The sequence below is a fragment of the Pseudomonas sp. FFPRI_1 genome (assembly GCF_055384485.1).
On record NZ_AP029168.1, the window covers coordinates 1,757,696 to 1,774,396 of the forward strand.

16 protein-coding genes are annotated in these 16,701 nt (G+C 62.7%); 3 read left to right on the plus strand and 13 right to left on the minus strand.

All coding sequences use genetic code 11. From position 1 onward, the window contains the following. The first annotated feature begins 206 nt into the window (after nucleotides 1-206). Nucleotides 207-1,301 carry a PLP-dependent cysteine synthase family protein gene (locus ACZ5BO_RS07960; RefSeq protein ID WP_025127765.1) on the plus strand — a complete coding sequence of 365 codons (1,095 nt, stop codon included), beginning with the start codon at nucleotides 207-209 and terminating at the stop codon, nucleotides 1,299-1,301. Nucleotides 1,302-1,422: 121 nt separating this feature from the next. On the opposite strand, the gene ACZ5BO_RS07965 is transcribed toward ACZ5BO_RS07960, so the two are convergent. The 3 genes from ACZ5BO_RS07965 to ACZ5BO_RS07975 all read right to left on the minus strand — a co-directional run bounded on the left by ACZ5BO_RS07965 (nucleotide 1,423) and on the right by ACZ5BO_RS07975 (nucleotide 4,604). After that, nucleotides 1,423-3,036, minus strand: coding sequence for an NAD(P)/FAD-dependent oxidoreductase (locus tag ACZ5BO_RS07965; RefSeq protein WP_464699117.1), 1,614 nt, complete (start codon nucleotides 3,034-3,036; stop codon nucleotides 1,423-1,425). 112 nt (nucleotides 3,037-3,148) lie between these two features. After that, a complete protein-coding gene (locus ACZ5BO_RS07970) occupies nucleotides 3,149-3,826 on the minus strand; it encodes a COG3650 family protein (RefSeq protein WP_025127767.1) in 678 nt (225 codons plus the stop codon). Nucleotides 3,827-4,004: 178 nt separating this feature from the next. Further along, nucleotides 4,005-4,604: a short chain dehydrogenase gene (locus tag ACZ5BO_RS07975; protein ID WP_464699119.1), complete on the minus strand. Its 600-nt coding sequence runs from the start codon at nucleotides 4,602-4,604 to the stop codon at nucleotides 4,005-4,007. A gap of 103 nt (nucleotides 4,605-4,707) precedes the next feature. On the opposite strand from ACZ5BO_RS07975, the gene ACZ5BO_RS07980 reads away from it, so the two are divergent. Then, nucleotides 4,708-5,616, plus strand: coding sequence for a LysR family transcriptional regulator (locus ACZ5BO_RS07980; RefSeq protein WP_025127769.1), 909 nt, complete (start codon nucleotides 4,708-4,710; stop codon nucleotides 5,614-5,616). A gap of 135 nt (nucleotides 5,617-5,751) precedes the next feature. Here the strand turns inward: ACZ5BO_RS07980 and ACZ5BO_RS07985 are convergent, their stop codons facing one another. The 9 genes from ACZ5BO_RS07985 to ACZ5BO_RS08025 all read right to left on the minus strand — a co-directional run bounded on the left by ACZ5BO_RS07985 (nucleotide 5,752) and on the right by ACZ5BO_RS08025 (nucleotide 13,425). Beyond that, nucleotides 5,752-6,258: a DoxX family protein gene (locus tag ACZ5BO_RS07985; protein WP_025127770.1), complete on the minus strand. Its 507-nt coding sequence runs from the start codon at nucleotides 6,256-6,258 to the stop codon at nucleotides 5,752-5,754. 2 nt (nucleotides 6,259-6,260) lie between these two features. Beyond that, a complete protein-coding gene (locus ACZ5BO_RS07990; RefSeq protein WP_025127771.1) occupies nucleotides 6,261-7,031 on the minus strand; it encodes an HvfC/BufC N-terminal domain-containing protein in 771 nt (256 codons plus the stop codon). Next, nucleotides 7,028-7,918 carry an MNIO family bufferin maturase gene (bufB, locus tag ACZ5BO_RS07995; RefSeq protein ID WP_464699122.1) on the minus strand — a complete coding sequence of 297 codons (891 nt, stop codon included), beginning with the start codon at nucleotides 7,916-7,918 and terminating at the stop codon, nucleotides 7,028-7,030. The genes ACZ5BO_RS07990 and bufB overlap by 4 nt, the downstream gene beginning before the upstream one ends. A 25-nt stretch (nucleotides 7,919-7,943) precedes the next feature. Next, nucleotides 7,944-8,249, minus strand: coding sequence for a BufA1 family periplasmic bufferin-type metallophore (locus ACZ5BO_RS08000; RefSeq protein ID WP_464699124.1), 306 nt, complete (start codon nucleotides 8,247-8,249; stop codon nucleotides 7,944-7,946). 175 nt (nucleotides 8,250-8,424) lie between these two features. After that, complete coding sequence (locus ACZ5BO_RS08005; RefSeq protein WP_025127774.1) at nucleotides 8,425-9,126, minus strand: ABC transporter ATP-binding protein; 702 nt, start codon at nucleotides 9,124-9,126, stop codon at nucleotides 8,425-8,427. After that, entirely contained in the window at nucleotides 9,127-9,894 is a 768-nt protein-coding gene (gene livG / locus ACZ5BO_RS08010; protein WP_025127775.1) for a high-affinity branched-chain amino acid ABC transporter ATP-binding protein LivG, read from the minus strand. Then, entirely contained in the window at nucleotides 9,891-11,147 is a 1,257-nt protein-coding gene (locus ACZ5BO_RS08015; RefSeq protein ID WP_025127776.1) for a high-affinity branched-chain amino acid ABC transporter permease LivM, read from the minus strand. The genes livG and ACZ5BO_RS08015 overlap by 4 nt, the downstream gene beginning before the upstream one ends. Next, the gene (gene livH / locus ACZ5BO_RS08020) at nucleotides 11,144-12,067 is read right to left on the minus strand and encodes a high-affinity branched-chain amino acid ABC transporter permease LivH (RefSeq protein ID WP_025127777.1); all 924 of its coding nucleotides are present in this window, start codon (nucleotides 12,065-12,067) and stop codon (nucleotides 11,144-11,146) included. Before livH ends, ACZ5BO_RS08015 begins: the two co-directional genes overlap by 4 nt. 230 nt (nucleotides 12,068-12,297) lie before the next feature. After that, nucleotides 12,298-13,425 (minus strand): branched-chain amino acid ABC transporter substrate-binding protein, encoded by a 1,128-nt coding sequence (locus tag ACZ5BO_RS08025; protein ID WP_464699128.1) that lies wholly within the window; start codon nucleotides 13,423-13,425, stop codon nucleotides 12,298-12,300. Nucleotides 13,426-13,764: 339 nt separating this feature from the next. Between ACZ5BO_RS08025 and ACZ5BO_RS08030 the strand changes: the two genes are divergently transcribed. Continuing rightward, on the plus strand, nucleotides 13,765-14,070 hold the full coding sequence (locus ACZ5BO_RS08030) for a DUF2288 domain-containing protein (protein ID WP_025127779.1): 306 nt from the start codon (nucleotides 13,765-13,767) through the stop codon (nucleotides 14,068-14,070). Between the two features lie 277 nt (nucleotides 14,071-14,347). Here ACZ5BO_RS08030 and ACZ5BO_RS08035 read toward each other — a convergent pair whose 3' ends face one another. Continuing rightward, nucleotides 14,348-16,531 carry a hypothetical protein gene (locus ACZ5BO_RS08035; protein WP_025127780.1) on the minus strand — a complete coding sequence of 728 codons (2,184 nt, stop codon included), beginning with the start codon at nucleotides 16,529-16,531 and terminating at the stop codon, nucleotides 14,348-14,350. Between the last annotated feature and the right edge of the window lie 170 nt (nucleotides 16,532-16,701).

Sequence of the window (16,701 nt, forward strand, 5' to 3'; positions counted from 1 at the left end):
ATGCCTCCTTGCAGTTGTGTTTCCAATTGCTTCCCAGCTGTACCTGTCAGGTGGCATAGATATTTCCTAAGATGTCCGTCCGCAGCGGCTCCCGGAGGGTTTTTCTCCTTGGGAAAACGGCCGCCTGTCCCGGACCTGGATCACCTATGCTGGGTGCATTTCATCTTCTTGCGCCGGTATGGCGTTCGATCCGACGAGAATAGAACATGAGCGACAATCGCCAGTGGGCCCGCGAGGCCATCCGAATCATCGAAGCCGACTTCCAGCGCAGCGCCGACACCCACCTGATCCCTCTGCCGCTTCCGGGCCTGCCGGGTGTCGAACTGTACTTCAAGGATGAGTCCAGCCACCCCACCGGCAGCCTCAAGCACCGCCTGGCCCGTTCGCTGTTCCTGTATGCGTTGTGCAATGGCTGGCTCAAGCCCGGGGCGCCGGTGATCGAAGCCTCCAGTGGCTCCACGGCGATCTCCGAAGCCTATTTCGCCCGTCTCCTGGGGTTGCCGTTCATTGCCGTGATGCCTGCCACCACCTCCCAGGAAAAGATCGCCCAGATCGCCTTCTATGGCGGCAAGAGCCATCTGGTGCAGGACCCGACGCAGATCTATGCCGAATCCGAGCGCCTGGCCCGCGAGAGCGGCGGGCACTTCATGGACCAGTTCACCTACGCCGAGCGCGCCACCGACTGGCGGGCCAACAACAACATCGCCGAGTCGATCTTCCAGCAGCTGCGTTTCGAGCGTTACCCGGAGCCCAGCTGGCTGATCTCCAGCCCGGGGACCGGAGGCACCACCGCGACCCTGGGCCGCTACGTGCGTTATCGCCAGCACTGCACCCGGGTGCTGTGTGCCGACGCCGAGCGCTCGGTGTTCTTCGACTACTACCAGAGTGGCGACGCCAGCCTGCGTCTGGATTGTGGTTCGCGGATCGAAGGCATTGGCCGGCCGCGGGTCGAGGCTTCGTTCCTGCCCCGGGTGATCGATGCCATGGTCAAGGTGCCGGATGCCCTGTCCCTGGCGGCCATGCACTACCTGGCGCAGCGCCTGGGGCGGCGGGTCGGCGGTTCCAGCGGGACCAACCTGATCGGCGCCCTGCTGGCGGCGCAGCAGATGGTTGCTGCCGGCGAGTCAGGCTCGATCGTGGCGATTCTCTGTGATGGGGGCGAGCGCTATGCGACCACCTACTACGATGAGCAGTGGCTGGCGGAGCAGGGGTATGAGTTGAGCGCCTTGATCGACACTGTTGCAGCCAGCGCCGAACGTGGCGAGGCGCTACCCGCCAGCGTATTGCGCGCCGGCATCTGAATTTGTCGTAGGAGCCGGCTTGCCGGCGAAGAGGCCCTTGAGCCCCGAGTCGTGCTGGAAGACGCTTTCGCTGGCAAGCCCGCTCCTACGGTAGTGGTAGGAGCCGGCTTGCCGGCGAAATTCAGGCCTGAAGCCCGAGAATGTTGCGGGCCACGGCTTCGGCGATGCGAATCCCGTCGACCCCGGCGGAGAGAATCCCACCGGCATAACCTGCGCCTTCACCGGCCGGGTACAAACCCTTCACGTTCAGGCTCTGCATCGTCCCGTCACGGGTGATACGCAAAGGCGAAGAGGTGCGGGTCTCGATGCCGGTCAGCACCGCATCGTGCAGCGAATAACCCTTGAGCTGGCGCTCGAAGGCCGGCAGGGCTTCGCGGATGGCCTCGATGGCGAAGTCCGGCAAGGCCAGTGCCAGGTCTCCCAGGCTCACCCCAGGCTTGTAGGACGGCTCGACACTGCCCAGGGCCGTGGTCGGCTTGCCGGCGATGAAGTCGCCCACCAACTGCGCCGGCGCCTGGTAGTTGCTGCCGCCGAGGACGAAGGCGTGGGATTCCAGGCGCTCCTGCAGCTCGATGCCGGCCAGCGGGCCGCCTGGGTAATCCACCTCGGGGGTGATCCCCACCACGATGCCGGAGTTGGCGTTGCGCTCGTTGCGCGAGTACTGGCTCATGCCGTTGGTGACCACCCGGTTCGGCTCGGAAGTGGCCGCTACCACGGTGCCTCCCGGGCACATGCAGAAGCTGTAGACCGAACGACCGTTCTTGGCGTGGTGCACCAGCTTGTAGTCGGCGGCACCGAGTTTCGGGTGGCCGGCGTACTTGCCCAGGCGTGCGCTGTCGATCAGCGATTGCGGGTGTTCGATGCGAAAACCCACTGAGAACGGCTTGGCCTCCATGAACACGCCACGGCTGTGGAGCATGCGGAAGGTGTCTCGGGCGCTGTGGCCCAGGGCCAGGATCACGTGCCGCGAATGCAGTTGTTCGCCACTGGCCAGTTCCACGCCCTGCAGTTGCTCGCCGTCGATCAGCAAGTCGGTGACCCGCTGTTCGAAACGGACTTCACCGCCCAGGGCGATGATCTGCTGGCGCATGTTCTCCACCACGCCGGTGAGGCGGAAGGTGCCGATATGGGGTTTGCTGACGTAGAGGATCTCGTCCGGCGCGCCGGCCTTGACGAACTCGTGGAGGACCTTGCGGCCGTGGTGCTGCGGGTCCTTGATCTGGCTGTAGAGCTTACCGTCGGAGAAGGTCCCGGCGCCGCCCTCGCCGAATTGCACGTTGGATTCGGGGTTGAGCACGCTCTTGCGCCACAGGCCCCACGTGTCCTTGGTGCGCTCGCGCACTTCCTTGCCGCGCTCGAGGATGATCGGCTTGAAGCCCATCTGCGCCAACAGCAGCCCGGCGAAGATCCCGCAGGGGCCGAAACCCACCACGATCGGGCGCTGGTCCAGGTCGGCCGGGGCCTGGCCCACTACCTTGTAGCTGACATCCGGTGCCGGGTTGACGTTACGGTCATCGGCGAACTTGAGCAGCAGCGCGGCTTCGTCGCGCACGCTGAGGTCGATGGTGTAGATGAACAGCAGCTCGGAAGACTTCTTGCGCGCATCGTAGCTGCGCTTGAACAGGGTGAAGTCGAGCAAGTCATCGCTGGCGATCCCCAGGCGCTGCACGATGGCGGTGCGCAGGTCTGCATCGGGATGGTCGATCGGCAACTTGAGTTCGGTGATTCGTAACATGACAGGGTCCGGGTAGGCGGTGCGCAACAGTGCGCCGGCTTGCTTTGCACAAACCGGCGATTATAAGCCGCAATCCACCCTGACCGTCAGGCTAAAACGGTTGCTTGTCGAATCAGTCGTTGCGCGAGCCGCCGAAATAGCCGCAGCCGCGCTGTACCTGGCCATCGACCCGCAGCTCGGCGGTGAGGTGCTGGACGCTGCCGGTGACGGGGTCGACGCAGCGTTGCGGGGCCACCCACAGCTCAACGCGCTGGTGATTGGCTTCGCTGGTGAGGTTGAAACGGCCGTCGCCCAGTTGTTCTTCCAGGTAGGGCAGGGCCAGGGTCGGCTGGCCGGCACGCTCGATCATCATGCCCTTGGCGCTGACATCGACGTTCCACGCCGGGTTCTTGCTGCCGGCCCGCAGGATCAGGCGCTGGAAATTCGGGTCGTTGCAGGCACTGCCGGAGCGCTCGATGCGATACAGCTGGCGCAGGTCCAACTGGCCGTCGCTGCTGCCGCTGGCGGAAAACTTGCCTCGCAGGTCGGCGAACAGCTTGCCCTGTTTCTCCGCCAGGGTAGCGGCCTCTTGCAGCACGCTGGTGTCGCCGCCGTCGCGGACCACATAACGGCGATCTTCGGTGCAGGGTTTGAACAGCAACTTGCCGTCTGCCGCGCTGAGTTCACCTTGCATCCGGGTCAGCCCGGCCATGGATGGCGCCTCGGGTTGTGAGTTGAACATCGGCAACATCTGGCAGCCGGCAAACAGCGGCAAAAGGGCGAAACAAAGCAGTGAACGGGCGGTGCGCATCATTGGGCCTCCAAGCGGAAGCCGACACGTTACGCAGCCCGCCCGGTCACCACAACCCCGGATTGCACGGAGCCGCGCCCTCGACCGTAGGAGCCGGCTTGCCGGCGAAGAGGCCCAGGAGCCTTGTGTGGTTCGCAACGGCCTCTTCGCTGGCGAGCCAACTCCTACACAGGCCGGCTCAGCCGACGTGGTAGGTCTGGCCGGTCTGCAGGCCTTCCACGCTCTTGGCATAGGCCAGGGCCACATCGGCGGCCGCTACCGGCTTGAAGCCGCGGAAGTACGGGGCGTAGCTGCCCATGGCTTCCAGCAGTACATTGGGGCTCACCGAGTTGACCCGCAGGCCCCGCGGCAACTCGATGGCGGCGGCCCGCACGAAGCTGTCGATGGCACCGTTGACCAGGGCCGCGGAGGCGCCGCTGCGGATCGGGTCGTGGCTCAGCACGCCGGTGGTGAAGGTGAAGGAGGCGCCATCGTTGGCGTACTCGCGGCCGATCAGCAGCAGGTTGACCTGCCCCATCAGTTTGTCCTGCAGGCCCAGGCTGAAGTGCTCAGCAGTCATCTCTGCCAGCGGCGCGAAGGTCACGTTGCCGGCGGCGCACACCAGTGCATCGAAGCGCCCGGTCTTTTCGAACAGGGCGCGGATCGATTGGCTGTCGCTGATATCCACCTGGAAATCGCCGCTGGTACGGCCGATGCGCACCACTTCGTGGCGTTGTTCCAGCTCTCGCGCAACCGCCGAGCCAATGGTGCCGTTGGCACCGATCAAGAGAATCTTCATGGGCTGTTCCTCGAAAAGGGGGGTGAGGTTGCAGTCTAGAGTGGTTTTTTCCATGGATTAACGCGCTAATAGGCAACCTTTGGTTTTCAAATGGAAACAATCCATGAGCGAGATGGATGACCTGGCGGCATTTGCGGTGCTGGTGGAAGCCGGCAGTTTCACCCTGGCGGCCCAGCAACTGGGGTGCAGCAAGGGGCAGTTGTCCAAGCGCATCAGCGCCCTGGAGGCGAGGTTCGCCGTGGTGCTGCTGCAGCGCACCACCCGCCGCCTGGACCTGACCGCGGCCGGCGCGGCGCTGCTGCCCCAGGCCCAGGCCCTGGTGGCCCAGGTGGAGCGGGCGCACCAGGCCCTGGCGCGGCTCAAGGACGACATGGCCGGGCCGGTGCGGCTGACGGTGCCGGTGTCCCTTGGGGAAACCTTCTTCGATGGCCTGCTGCTGGAGTTCTCCCGGCATTACCCCGAGGTGCAGATCGAACTCGACCTGAGCAACGGCTACCGCGACCTGGCCCGGGAGGGATTTGATCTGGCGGTGCGTTCGGACGTCGCCAACGACCAGCGCCTGGTGGCCCGGCCGTTGCTGGCCTGGCATGAAATGACCTGTGCCAGCCCGGCCTATCTGGAGCAATTCGGCGAACCACAGACACCGCGAGAGTTGGCGGAGCATCGCTGCCTGCTCAACAGCCACTACAGCGGTCGTGAAGAATGGCTCTATCACCAGCGCCATGAATTGCTGCGGGTGCGGGTTGGCGGACCTTTCGCCAGCAATCACTACAACCTGTTGAAGAAGGCGGCGCTGGTGGGGGCGGGCATTGCCCGGCTGCCGTCCTATGTGCTGCACGACGAGCTGGCGGACGGGCGCTTGCGATGGCTGCTGCGGGACTACCAGACCCGCAGTATGCCGATGTACCTGGTGCACCCTTACCAGGGCGGTTTGCCCAAGCGGACCCAGGTGCTGGCCGACTACCTGATGGACTGGTTCCGCCGCAGCGGCGAGGCCCTGGATCGCCTGTAGCTTTTGCCCCGAACGCGGCCGCAGGCCTGGCGCCGCTGCCAGGGCCTCTGGCAGCGGCTGGGGGATCAAGTGCGGTGCTCGTAGTGGCCGCTTATTTGCCGGGTGCAACGCTACCTGTCGAGCCAGGGCTGGCGGCTACTTGATGCACTGAAAGTGACGGGCGATCAGATGGTCGAGGGAGCATACGCCCGGGCCACGAGCCATCAGCAACAGGAGGATCGCAGCCCAGGTGCCGTGGGTCGGATAGGCGTCCGGGTAGACGAAGAGCTGGATGGTCAGGGTCATTCCCAGCAACGCCAGGGCCGAGAATCGGCTCGCCAGGCCCACCAGGATCAGTACCGGGAAGAAGTGCTCGGCAAACGCTGCCAGGTGCGCCGCCAGCTCCGGGCTCAGCAGGGGCACGTGGTACTCGCTCTGGAACAAGGGGATGGTCGAGTCCGCCAGGTGTGGCCAGCCCAGTTCGAAGGTTCCGGACACCAGGTCGATGGCCAGCCCCTCGACCTTGGTCTGGCCGGATTTCCAGAACACCGCGGCGATGGAAAAGCGCGCGACAAAGGCGATCAGGCTGTAGGGAATGCGTTCAAACCCCTGGATGATCCGGTTCACCAGTGCGGCAATGGGCGTGTGGGTCTGGGTGTTCATGGTCAGGCCTTCTTGTGAGGTTGCAGATTGATAAGGGCGCCGTGGCGCAGCAGCAGGCCCAGGCACTGGCCCAGGTCAAAATCGGCTTGAGCGTCCATGGCATAGGCGGCGGCCATCTCCAGCGGCCATTGGTTGCGCAAGCTGTTGATGAAGCTCAGGCAGCCGGCGTCCACGGCGATCACTTCGACTTCCAGGCCGTTGCGCAGCACCAGGACGTATTGCTCCTGCTGCAGTTCAAAGGCAGGCCAGGCCCGGTCGCTCTGGTGGGCTGCCCACAGGTTCACGACGGCGTAGCCTGAGTGCAGGGTGCGCAGCGACGGGTGCAGCAGCAGGCGAGCCTGGCCGAGGCTGTCCGGTTGGCTCATGGCTGTCAGCAGGCGCGCCGGCTCCAGGGGCTGGGCGTCGGCGGCGTGATAGGCCTCGATTCGCAAGCGTTCCAGGCGTGCGGTATCGGCCAGGTAGGGCAGGCCGGCCACCGGCGTGAAACCCTGGATAAAGTCGCCGAAGTCCTGGCCGTAGTCGTTGAGCAGGGGGCTGCAGGGGGCGAAATCCTGCACATAGGTGCGGGCCATGACCCTGAAGAAGTCGGCGCCCACCAGTTGCGCCACCACCGGATAGGATTCGGCCAGGGCATTGATCAAGGAGCCTTGGACGTTATTGCGATAGACCGCGAAGCGGCTGGCCGGGTCGGCACCGTTACGGCTGCACAGCCCCGGCGGGCAGTCCGGATCGGCGCTCAGCAGGGCCTTGGCGAACGCTGCCTGGGTGCTCATGGCCGCACCTTGGCGCTGTGCAGCAACGCCTCTGCCTGGCCGGCCTCGGCCTGGAGCACGGCAAAAGGCGGTATCCGGTTGTCCCGCTCGATCAGGGTGGCCATCGGCCCGATAGCCGCCAGCACCTGCTGGTACAGGGTCCATACGGCGCGGTCCACGGGAGCGCCGTGATCATCGATCAGCAGGCGGTCGCCAAGGCTGTCCTGGTCTTCGGCAAAGCCGGCGAGGTGGATTTCCCCGACCCTGTGCAGGGGCAGTGCCCGCAGGTAGGCCAGGGGATCGCGCTGGTGGTTGATGCAAGAGACATAGACGTTGTTGACGTCCAACAGCAGGCCGCAGCCGCTGCGCTTGATCACCTCGGCGAGGAACTCGGTCTCGTCCAGGGTCGAGCGCTGGAACTGCAGGTAGGTGGCCGGATTCTCCAGCAGCAGGTGGCGACCCAGGTGGTTCTGTACCTGGTCGATATGCTCGCAGACCCGTTGCAGGGTCGGCCCATCGTAGGCCAGGGGCAGCAGGTCGTTGAGGAACACCGGGCCGTGGCTGGACCAGGCCAGGTGTTCGGAAAAGGATTGGGGTTGATAGCGTTCGATCAACGCCGCGAGCCGGTCCAGATGGGCGCAGTCCAGGGGACCCTCGCCGCCGATGGACAGGCCGACGCCGTGCAGCGACAGCGGATAGCGTTCGCGGATCAACCCCAGGTAGTGATGGAACGGCCCGCCCGCCACCATGTAGTTCTCGGCATGAACCTCGAAAAAACCGATGTCGGGCTGCTGTTCGAGCACCTCCCTGAAGTGTTCGGTCTTGAGCCCCAGGCCGGCGCGGGCCGGCAGGCCCGGGGTAGGGGCCTGAATGTCGTGGCGGGGGAGAGCAAGCGGTGCGGTGTTCATCATCGACACTCAGGCAGGCGTGGGATCAGGACTTGGCTTTGAAGGCTTCGAGCTGGCCGAAACCTGTGGGCGAGGTGCTGCTGGCGGTCTTGTCGCAAGTGCCCTTGGGCACCAGCTTCCAGGCATTGGCCTGGTCGTTGACCTTGGAGGTCCCGGCGCAGGTGGTGCCGGCGCCTGCGGCGCAGTCGTTCTTGCCTTTCATGGCCACGCCGAAGCATTTCTCCATGTCGTCGGCGGCGTGGGCCGTGGTGGCGACGGCGGCAAGGCTCATGGCGGAACCCAGGGCCAGAACCAGGGCGGTGGCGGACAGGGTGCGGGAACTTGTGGTCATGGTGTTTCTCCAGAGTTGGGGTGGGTAAGGAAGCATGTGTGCTTGCTTACCCCTCTAGAGACGGCAGCCCGGGATACGTTACAGCCCGCCGCGATTTTTTTTCGTCGCGGGCGCAGGGCGCCAGATTGCAGGCAAAAAAACGGCCCCGAAGGGCCGTCTTTGCTGACGCGAGGGCTTAACCGCCCAGATAGGCTTCGCGCACTTTCGGATCGGTCAGCAGGGCCTCGCCAGTGCCTTGCATCACCACCCGGCCGTTTTCCAGCACGTAGGCACGGTCGGCGATCTTCAGCGCCTGGTTGGCGTTCTGCTCCACCAGGAACACCGTCACGCCATCACGGCGCAGCTGTTCGATGATGTCGAAGATCTGCTGGATGATGATCGGTGCCAGGCCCAGGGACGGTTCGTCCAGCAGCAACAGCTTGGGCTTGCTCATCAGCGCACGGCCGATGGCGAGCATCTGCTGTTCACCGCCGGACATGGTGCCGCCACGCTGGGTGAAGCGTTCCTTGAGCCGTGGGAACAGCTCCAGGACCTTGTCCATCTGCTCCTGGTAGTCGCCCTTGTCGGTGAAGAAACCGCCCATGGCGAGGTTCTCTTCCACGGTCAGGCGGGCAAACACCCGGCGGCCTTCCGGTACCACGGCAATGCTCTTGCGCATGATCTGCGCCGAGCTTTGCCCCACCAGCTCTTCACCCAGGTAACGGATGCTGCCGCTGTGGGCCTGTGGCGAACCGCAGAGGGTCATCAGCAGGGTGGATTTGCCGGCACCGTTGGCGCCGATCAGGGTGACGATCTCGCCCTGGCGGATCTCGACGTTGACGCTGTGCAACGCCTGGATCTTGCCGTAGTAGGTGGAAACGTTTTCGAACTGCAGCATTTACGCTTCCCCCAGGTAGGCTTTGATCACTTCGGGATTGTCGCGGATCTGTTCCGGCGTACCGTCGGCCAGGGGGGTGCCCTGGTTGATCACGACGATATGGTCGGAAATGCTCATGACCAGCTTCATGTCGTGCTCGATCAGCAGCACGGTGACATTGTGCTCTTCACGCAACATGCTGATCAGCGCCTTCAGGTCCTCGGTTTCCTTGGGGTTGAGGCCGGCGGCCGGCTCGTCGAGCATGAGGATCCGCGGGCGGGTCATCATGCAGCGGGCGATTTCCAAGCGTCGTTGCTGGCCGTAGGCCAGGGTCCCGGCGGGGCGGTTGGCAAACTCCCGCAGGTTGACCTTGTCCAGCCAGTAGCCGGCGTACTCCATGGCGTCGTGCTCGCTCTTGCGAAACGCCGGGGTCTTGAACAGGCCGGAGAGGAAGTTGGTGTTCAAGTGACGGTGCTGGGCGATCAACAGGTTCTCGAGCGCCGTCATGTCCTTGAACAGCCGCACGTTCTGGAAGGTCCGCACCACGCCCTTGCGGGCGATCTTGTGGCCGGGCAGGCCTTCGATCGCTTCGCCATCGAGGACGATGCTGCCGGCGCTGGGCTGGTAGAAGCCGGTCAGGCAGTTGAACACCGTGGTCTTGCCGGCGCCGTTCGGACCGATCAAGGCCACCACTTGTTTTTCCTTGACGGTCAGGGCCACGCCGTTGACCGCCAGCAGGCCACCGAAACGCATGGACAGGCCGGTTACTTTGAGGATCTCGCGGCTCATTTGCGCAGCTCCATGTGAGGACGTTGCATGGGCAGCAGACCCTGGGGACGCCAGATCATCATCAGCACCATCATGGCGCCGAACATCAACATCCGGTATTCGCTGAATTCACGCATCAGTTCAGGCAAGAGAATCATCACGATCGCCGCCAGGATCACCCCCAGTTGCGAGCCCATGCCACCCAGTACGACGATGGCGAGGATGATCGCCGACTCGATGAAGGTGAACGACTCCGGGGTCACCAGGCCTTGGCGCGCGGCGAAGAAGCTGCCGGCAAAACCGGCGAACGCGGCGCCCAGGGTAAAGGCCGAGAGCTTGATCACGGTGGGGTTCAGGCCCAGGGCACGGCAGGCGATCTCGTCTTCGCGCAAGGCTTCCCAGGCACGACCAATGGGCATGCGCAGCAGGCGGTTGATGACGAACAGCGCCGCCAGCGCCAGCAGCAGGGCCACCAGGTAGAGGAAGATCACCTTGTTGATCGAGTTGTACTGCAGGCCGAAGAACTCGTGGAAGGTCTGCATGCCCTCGGCGGCCTTGCGTTCGAAGGTCAGGCCGAAGAAGGTCGGCTTCTCGATGTTGCTGATGCCGTTGGGGCCGCCGGTGAGATCGGTCATGTTGCGCAGCAGCAGACGGATGATCTCGCCAAAGCCCAGGGTCACGATCGCCAGGTAGTCACCCCGCAGGCGCAGCACCGGGAAGCCCAGCAGGAAGCCGAAGGTGGCCGCCATCATCCCGGCGATCGGCAGGCAGATCCAGAAGCTCAGGCCGAAGTAGTGCGACAGCAGCGCGTAGCTGTAGGCGCCAACGGCGTAGAAACCCACGTAGCCCAGGTCCAGCAACCCGGCCAGGCCGACGACGATGTTCAGGCCCAGGCCGAGCATCACGTAGATCAGGATCAGCGTGGCAATGTCCACCGCGCCGCGGGAGCCGAAGAACGGCCAGACCAGGGCACCGACGATCAGTGCCAGGATGATCCAGCGCTGGGTGCGTGGCAGGGTCAGGAAATTGCTGGCCTTGGCCGGGATCAGCGGCATGTTCGGCGAGGACTTCCAGGCCGCGCTGAGCTGGCTGTGGAACAGCACCCGCAGGAACATCAGCACCGAACACACCGCGATGGTGGCAAGGATCGCCGGGCTGGTGTTGTGGACCTCCAGGTTGATGCCGACGATGGTCAGTTTCAGGCCCAGCACCGGGTAGGCGACGGCCCAGACCAACAGGGCGCTGAACAGCGCCGATTTAAGATTCCTAGTCATACTTTCTCAACCTCCGGACGGCCCAGAATGCCGGTCGGACGGAACAACAGCACCAGAACCAACAGGCCGAACGCCACGACGTCCTTGTACTGGTCGCCGAACACGTCGGCACCAAAGGCTTCGGCCACCCCCAGCACCAGCCCGCCGAGCATCGCGCCCGGGATACTGCCGATGCCGCCCAAGACCGCTGCGGTGAAGGCCTTGAGGCCCACCAGGAAACCGGCGTTGGGGTTGATCACACCGTATTGCATGCTCAGCAGCACGGCGGCGATGGCCGCCAATGCAGCGCCGATCACGAAGGTCAGGGCGATGATGTTGTTGGTATTGATCCCCAGGAGGTTGGCCATCTTGATGTCCTCGGCACAGGCGCGGCAGGCGCGACCCAGGCGAGAGCGGGAGATGAACAGCGTCAGGCCGAGCATGGCGACCAGGGTCACCACGAATACCACGATCTGCATGTAGGAAATCAGCACTTCATGTGCGCCGCCTGGCCCGATGGAGAAGTTGCCCGGGATCAGGTTGGGGATAGATTTGTCCTTGGAGTCTTGCGCCAACAGAACCGTGTTCTGCAGGAAAATCGACATGCCGATGGCAGAGATCAGCGGGATCAGGCGGTTACTGCCACGCAAGGGGCGGTAGGCGATCCGTTCGATACTGTAGCCGTAGGCACTGGTGACGACGATGCTCGCGATGAAGGCTGCGGTCATCAACAGCGGCACGCTGTCGAGTCCCATCATGGCCAGCCCGGCGATGGCGATGAACGCCACATAGGAGCCGATCATGTACACCTCGCCGTGGGCGAAGTTGATCATTCCAATGATGCCGTAGACCATCGTATAGCCGATGGCGATCAGGGCATACGTGCTGCCAACGGTGAGACCGTTAACCAGCTGTTGGAAAAAGTGATAGATGTCAGGCATTACAACGCTCCTAAAAACCTGATACGCATTTCACTGGTGGAGTCATTTTCCCGCCCAGACCCCGTGGATCTGCACCCACTTCGGGCTGGGTTTTGCCAGCGAACCGCTGATGACGGTTTTGAGATTTTCAGGTGGGGAGGCTTCCGGATCACGGAAGCACGGCCCATACATTCGTAAAACAAAGCCCACGGCGAGCCGTGGGCTTTATTGGCAGTCAGTCAGGCCGCGCCTTACTGAGGAGAAACTTCGGTTTTAGGCTTACCGAAGTGCCACTCGTAGACCACGAACTTGAAGTCTTTCAAGTCGCCCTTGGCGTCGAAGCTCAGGTCGCCGGTGGGGGTCTTGAAGGTGCCGGCGTGGATGGCTTCTGCCACCTTGGCGGCGTCTTCGCTCTTGGCGTTGGTGATGGCGCCGGCGATGACTTCAACGGCGGAGTAGGACGGGAATACGAACGGACCGCTCGGGTCTTCTTTCTTGGCCTTGAACGCATCAGCCAGGGCGACGTTGGCCGGGTCCTGGTCGAAGGATTTCGGCAGGGTCACCAGCAGGCCTTCGGAAGCGTCCTTGGCGATCTGCGAAATGGAGTCGTTACCCACGCCTTCCGGGCCCATGAACTTGGCCTTCAGGCCTTTTTCCTGGGATTGGCGCAGGATCAGGCCCAGCTCCGGGTGGTAGCCGCCGTAGTAGACGAAGTCGACGTTGGCTTGCTTGAGCTTGGCGATCAGCGAGGAGAAGTCCTTGTCGCCGGCGTTGATGCCTTCGAACACGGCAACCTTGGTGCCTTTCTTCTCCAGGGTCTGTTTCACGGCGGTGGCGATGCCTTCACCGTACTGCTGCTTGTCGTGGAGCACGGCCACCACTTTGGGCTTCACGTGGTCGGCGATGTAGTTACCGGCGGCAGGGCCCTGGGCGCTGTCCAGGCCGATGGTGCGGAACACCATCTTGTAGCCACGGGCGGTGATGTCCGGGCTGGTGGCAGCCGGGGTGATCATGATCACGCCTTCGTCTTCGTAGATGTCGGAAGCGGGTTGAGTGGAGCTGGAGCACAGGTGGCCAACCACGAACTTGACACCGTCGTTGACCACTTTGTTGGCCACTGCCACGGCTTGCTTGGGATCGCAGGCGTCATCGTATTCAACGGCTTCGAGCTTCTTGCCGTTGACGCCGCCCTTGGCGTTGATCTGCTCGATGGCCATTTTTGCGCCACTGAACTGCATGTCGCCGTATTGGGCTACCGGGCCGGTCTTGGGGCCGGCGATACCGATCTTGATGGTGTCAGCTGCGAACGAATGGCTGGCAACACCGGCCAGGACCATAGCGGCAAACAGTTTGGAAATCTGCTTAGTAGCCTTATTCATAGTGCTCCACTCTTACTGTTGTAATTTTTATAGTTCCGGCGGCCTTGGGCGCAGAACCGAATCAGATAACTCTTGGATATCCGTCGGAAATGCCCCTGGCAACTGTACCGGTACAGTGTAGAGCGCCGGTTGTTCGCTTGAAAAGCTGGCTGCTGGGGGCAAAAACGCGGGGTGTCGCTTAATTGAAAGAAAAAGACAGATTTGCGGCGTGCCTTGCGCCCGGTTCGATGTCATTCCCTGACGCTTCTGAGCTTCTCGATCGGTGCTGCATTTGCTACTGGGTTTTTCTGCCAGACCACCGACGTTATGATTGCGCCGATTTCTTTTCTGGACAGTCCCATGACTCAAGAACCTAGCACCCTCTATGCCAAGCTGCTTGGTGAAACCGCATCTATCAGTTGGAAGGAACTGGAGCCGTTCTTTGCCAGGGGTGCCCTATTGTGGGTCGACGCCGAGCTGGATCTGATCGATGCGGCCCAGGCCGTGGCGCAAAACGAGGCCGAGAAAGTGGCGGCCTGGCTGGCCGAAGGGAAGGTTGAAAAACTGTCTGCGCCGCGGGCGTCCGACCTGTTCGAGCGTGATCCGCAGCTGTGGGCGGTGGTGGTTTCGCCCTGGATCCTGTTCCAGGAGAGGGCGTCGAGCTGAAGGCGTGCACCACTAATGTGCAGGTTTTTGTCGGACAAAAGTGTGTAGCCGAGTAACCGTGAACAGCATGATGGCATCTTGCCGTAGAGAAACGCCCCACAGGGTTTTTCCGGCAAGGTGACGTTCACGGAAGGGGAACAGTTTCAAGTGCAGCCGACGAGCTGCTTAATTGTTTCGCGATGTGAGAAAAAACGCCTATTCGCCGGCAAGCCGGCTCCTACAACCGCACAGGGAAACTCCTTGCTGCGTAGGAGCCGGCTCGCCGGCGAAGTTCTTCTTAATAGGCGGTCTTGCCGGTGTGGTTGTTGAGGGAGATGACTCGGGTCTTGCCGATGCGGTGACGGTAGATCTCCCGCAGGTACTTGATGGCCTTCTTCACGCAATCGCGGGACAGGCGGATGTCGTTGATCGAGACGAACTTGTCCTTGTCGTTGATCAGCTCGCGGTACTTCTTCTCGTACATCGGCTTGATCGCATACCAGTTGGTGTCGAGGATCTTCGCCGGGTTCTCGAACTCGTTGAGCAGATCGTCGATGCGGTCTTCGTCGAACTGGTCGCTGACGATGAAGTCGAGCACCGAGTTGTCCAGGGTGTCGTCGAAGCGGTACGGATTGCGCGCAAAGCAACGCTTGATGAAGGCCACGATCAGGGTCAGGAAGTCATCCGACAGGCACGGGCTCTTGGCGATCAGGGTGGTCAGCGAGAGGTTGGCCGAGGCGCCGATCACCAGCGCGTAGCGCTTGAGGGTGGTGTTGGGGAACAGGCTGTTGAGGTGGGTCTTGAGCCGGTTCAGGTCCATGTAGGAGAGCTTGTAGTCCTTGGGCAGGGACACGATCGACACCACCGACGAGCAGTTCTTGAAGAAGTGCAGGTCGTGCAGCGCCGCCGCGTCATAACCCGAGGCCTTGTACTGCTCCAGGGCCGCGCGATAGCGCTTGGACTCGATCGGCAGCAGGCTGATGCCCTCGATCGCCTGGGTCACCTTGTTGAAGTGCGGCAGGTCGATGGAGCGGAAGAACAGGTCGTCGATGTTCAGGCGCTGGGGCTCTTTCTCGAACACCTTGAACTTGTCGCCGGTAGGCACCGGCTGCTCCGGCACCACGGATTCGGCATAGGCGATCGCCACCGGGCCGGCCAGGCTCATGAACAGGTCGTTGGCGTCCAGGCGGATGGTTTCGCCGATGTCGATGCCGGCACGCCGGAAGTAGTTCTGATCGTAGTCGGTGGTCACTGCCTGGGCGGTGAGGATGTTGAAGATCTGCTGGGAGATGTACTGGTTGGCGTGCTTCTCCATGGCGTTGACGTCGATGTTCTGGATGTTGCCGTCATCGCTTTCTTCGGCGTAGCGCATGATGTCGTTGGAGATCAGCATCATCGCGTTCCAGGGGCGAATACGGCCCATGACGCTGGCTTCGCTGCTGTCTTCGTTATCGAAGTTGTAGGAGAAGTCCCACTCTTCCGAGAGGTATTTGCACAGCAGGCGGCCGGCGTTGATGTGCAGCGCCTCGGACATTTCGCTGCGGTGGTCGGAGATGTTCGGCAGCACGCAGATGCCGCTGGTGAAGATCGGCTCGAAGACGAAGGAATGCCCGCTCTTGCCGTCGTGCTCGTCCATCGGCTTGGTGTCGAAGGTCTTGTTCATGTACGAGTACTGCTGGGCCAGGCCGAACTCCGAGGCCATGCCCGAACCGGTACCGCCGCCGGCGCTGAAGATCGAGAAGTACAGGCGCGACTGGTTGGCCTTGATCCCGCAGGAATCGATCAGGTAGGAGTGGATCATCTTCCAGTCGGGGCTGGAGAAACGCTGGGTGTCCTTGTTGAGGATGATCTTGGCCAGGTACTGGCCGAGGATCGGCGCGTTACCGGCGCCACCGGCGTGGACTTCCGAAAGGTCCATGATCTTCATCTTGCTGTAGTCGCGGATGAAGCCGCTTTTCTCGCCCTTGCGCGAGAAGCGGATGCGCCCGGCGATGTCCTTGTCCAGGTCGCCGAGCATCACCAACGGTTCCACCAGGAATACCGGCTTGCTGGCCTTGTTCTGGCCCAGGCGCAGGTTTTGGCGGATCCACTGGCCGGGGCTGTAGCCAGCGCTTTCGTAGGATTTGTCTTCGGTGTTGAATTCGTTGAGGTAGAACTTGCGGGCGTTGTACACCAGCTCTGCTACATCCAGGGCGATGTTGGAACCGCAGCGGCCAAGACCGATCAGGCACACCGACGGGAACTCCTGGTCACGACGGTTTTCCGGCTCGCCTTCCAGGTGCACCGGGCGCGGGAATACCGTATCACGCAGGCCGTCGAGGTTGTCGAGGATGCGGTCGGTGTTGGTTTCGGTGAAGTACAGGTACTGCTGGGTCGACAGGGGGCGTGAACTGGACAATGGCTTCGTTTCCGAGGGGCTTGGGATCGGGGAGGTCAGCGTCATCTCGGAGACTGCGTTGGCAGGATTGTTTTTAGAAGTCATTGTGCGCCATATGCCTGGTCAGGTTGGCTCGCGGACAAGGTGCCTGCGAACCATCACGGAATGGGACCTCGCCGCTGTGTAGAGCGCGAATTATGCCCAGGGCCTCAGGGTCTTTGCCTGAGCGTCGCTCGGGGGAATCCTTTCCTGAATCATGATGAATCGGCCAGTAT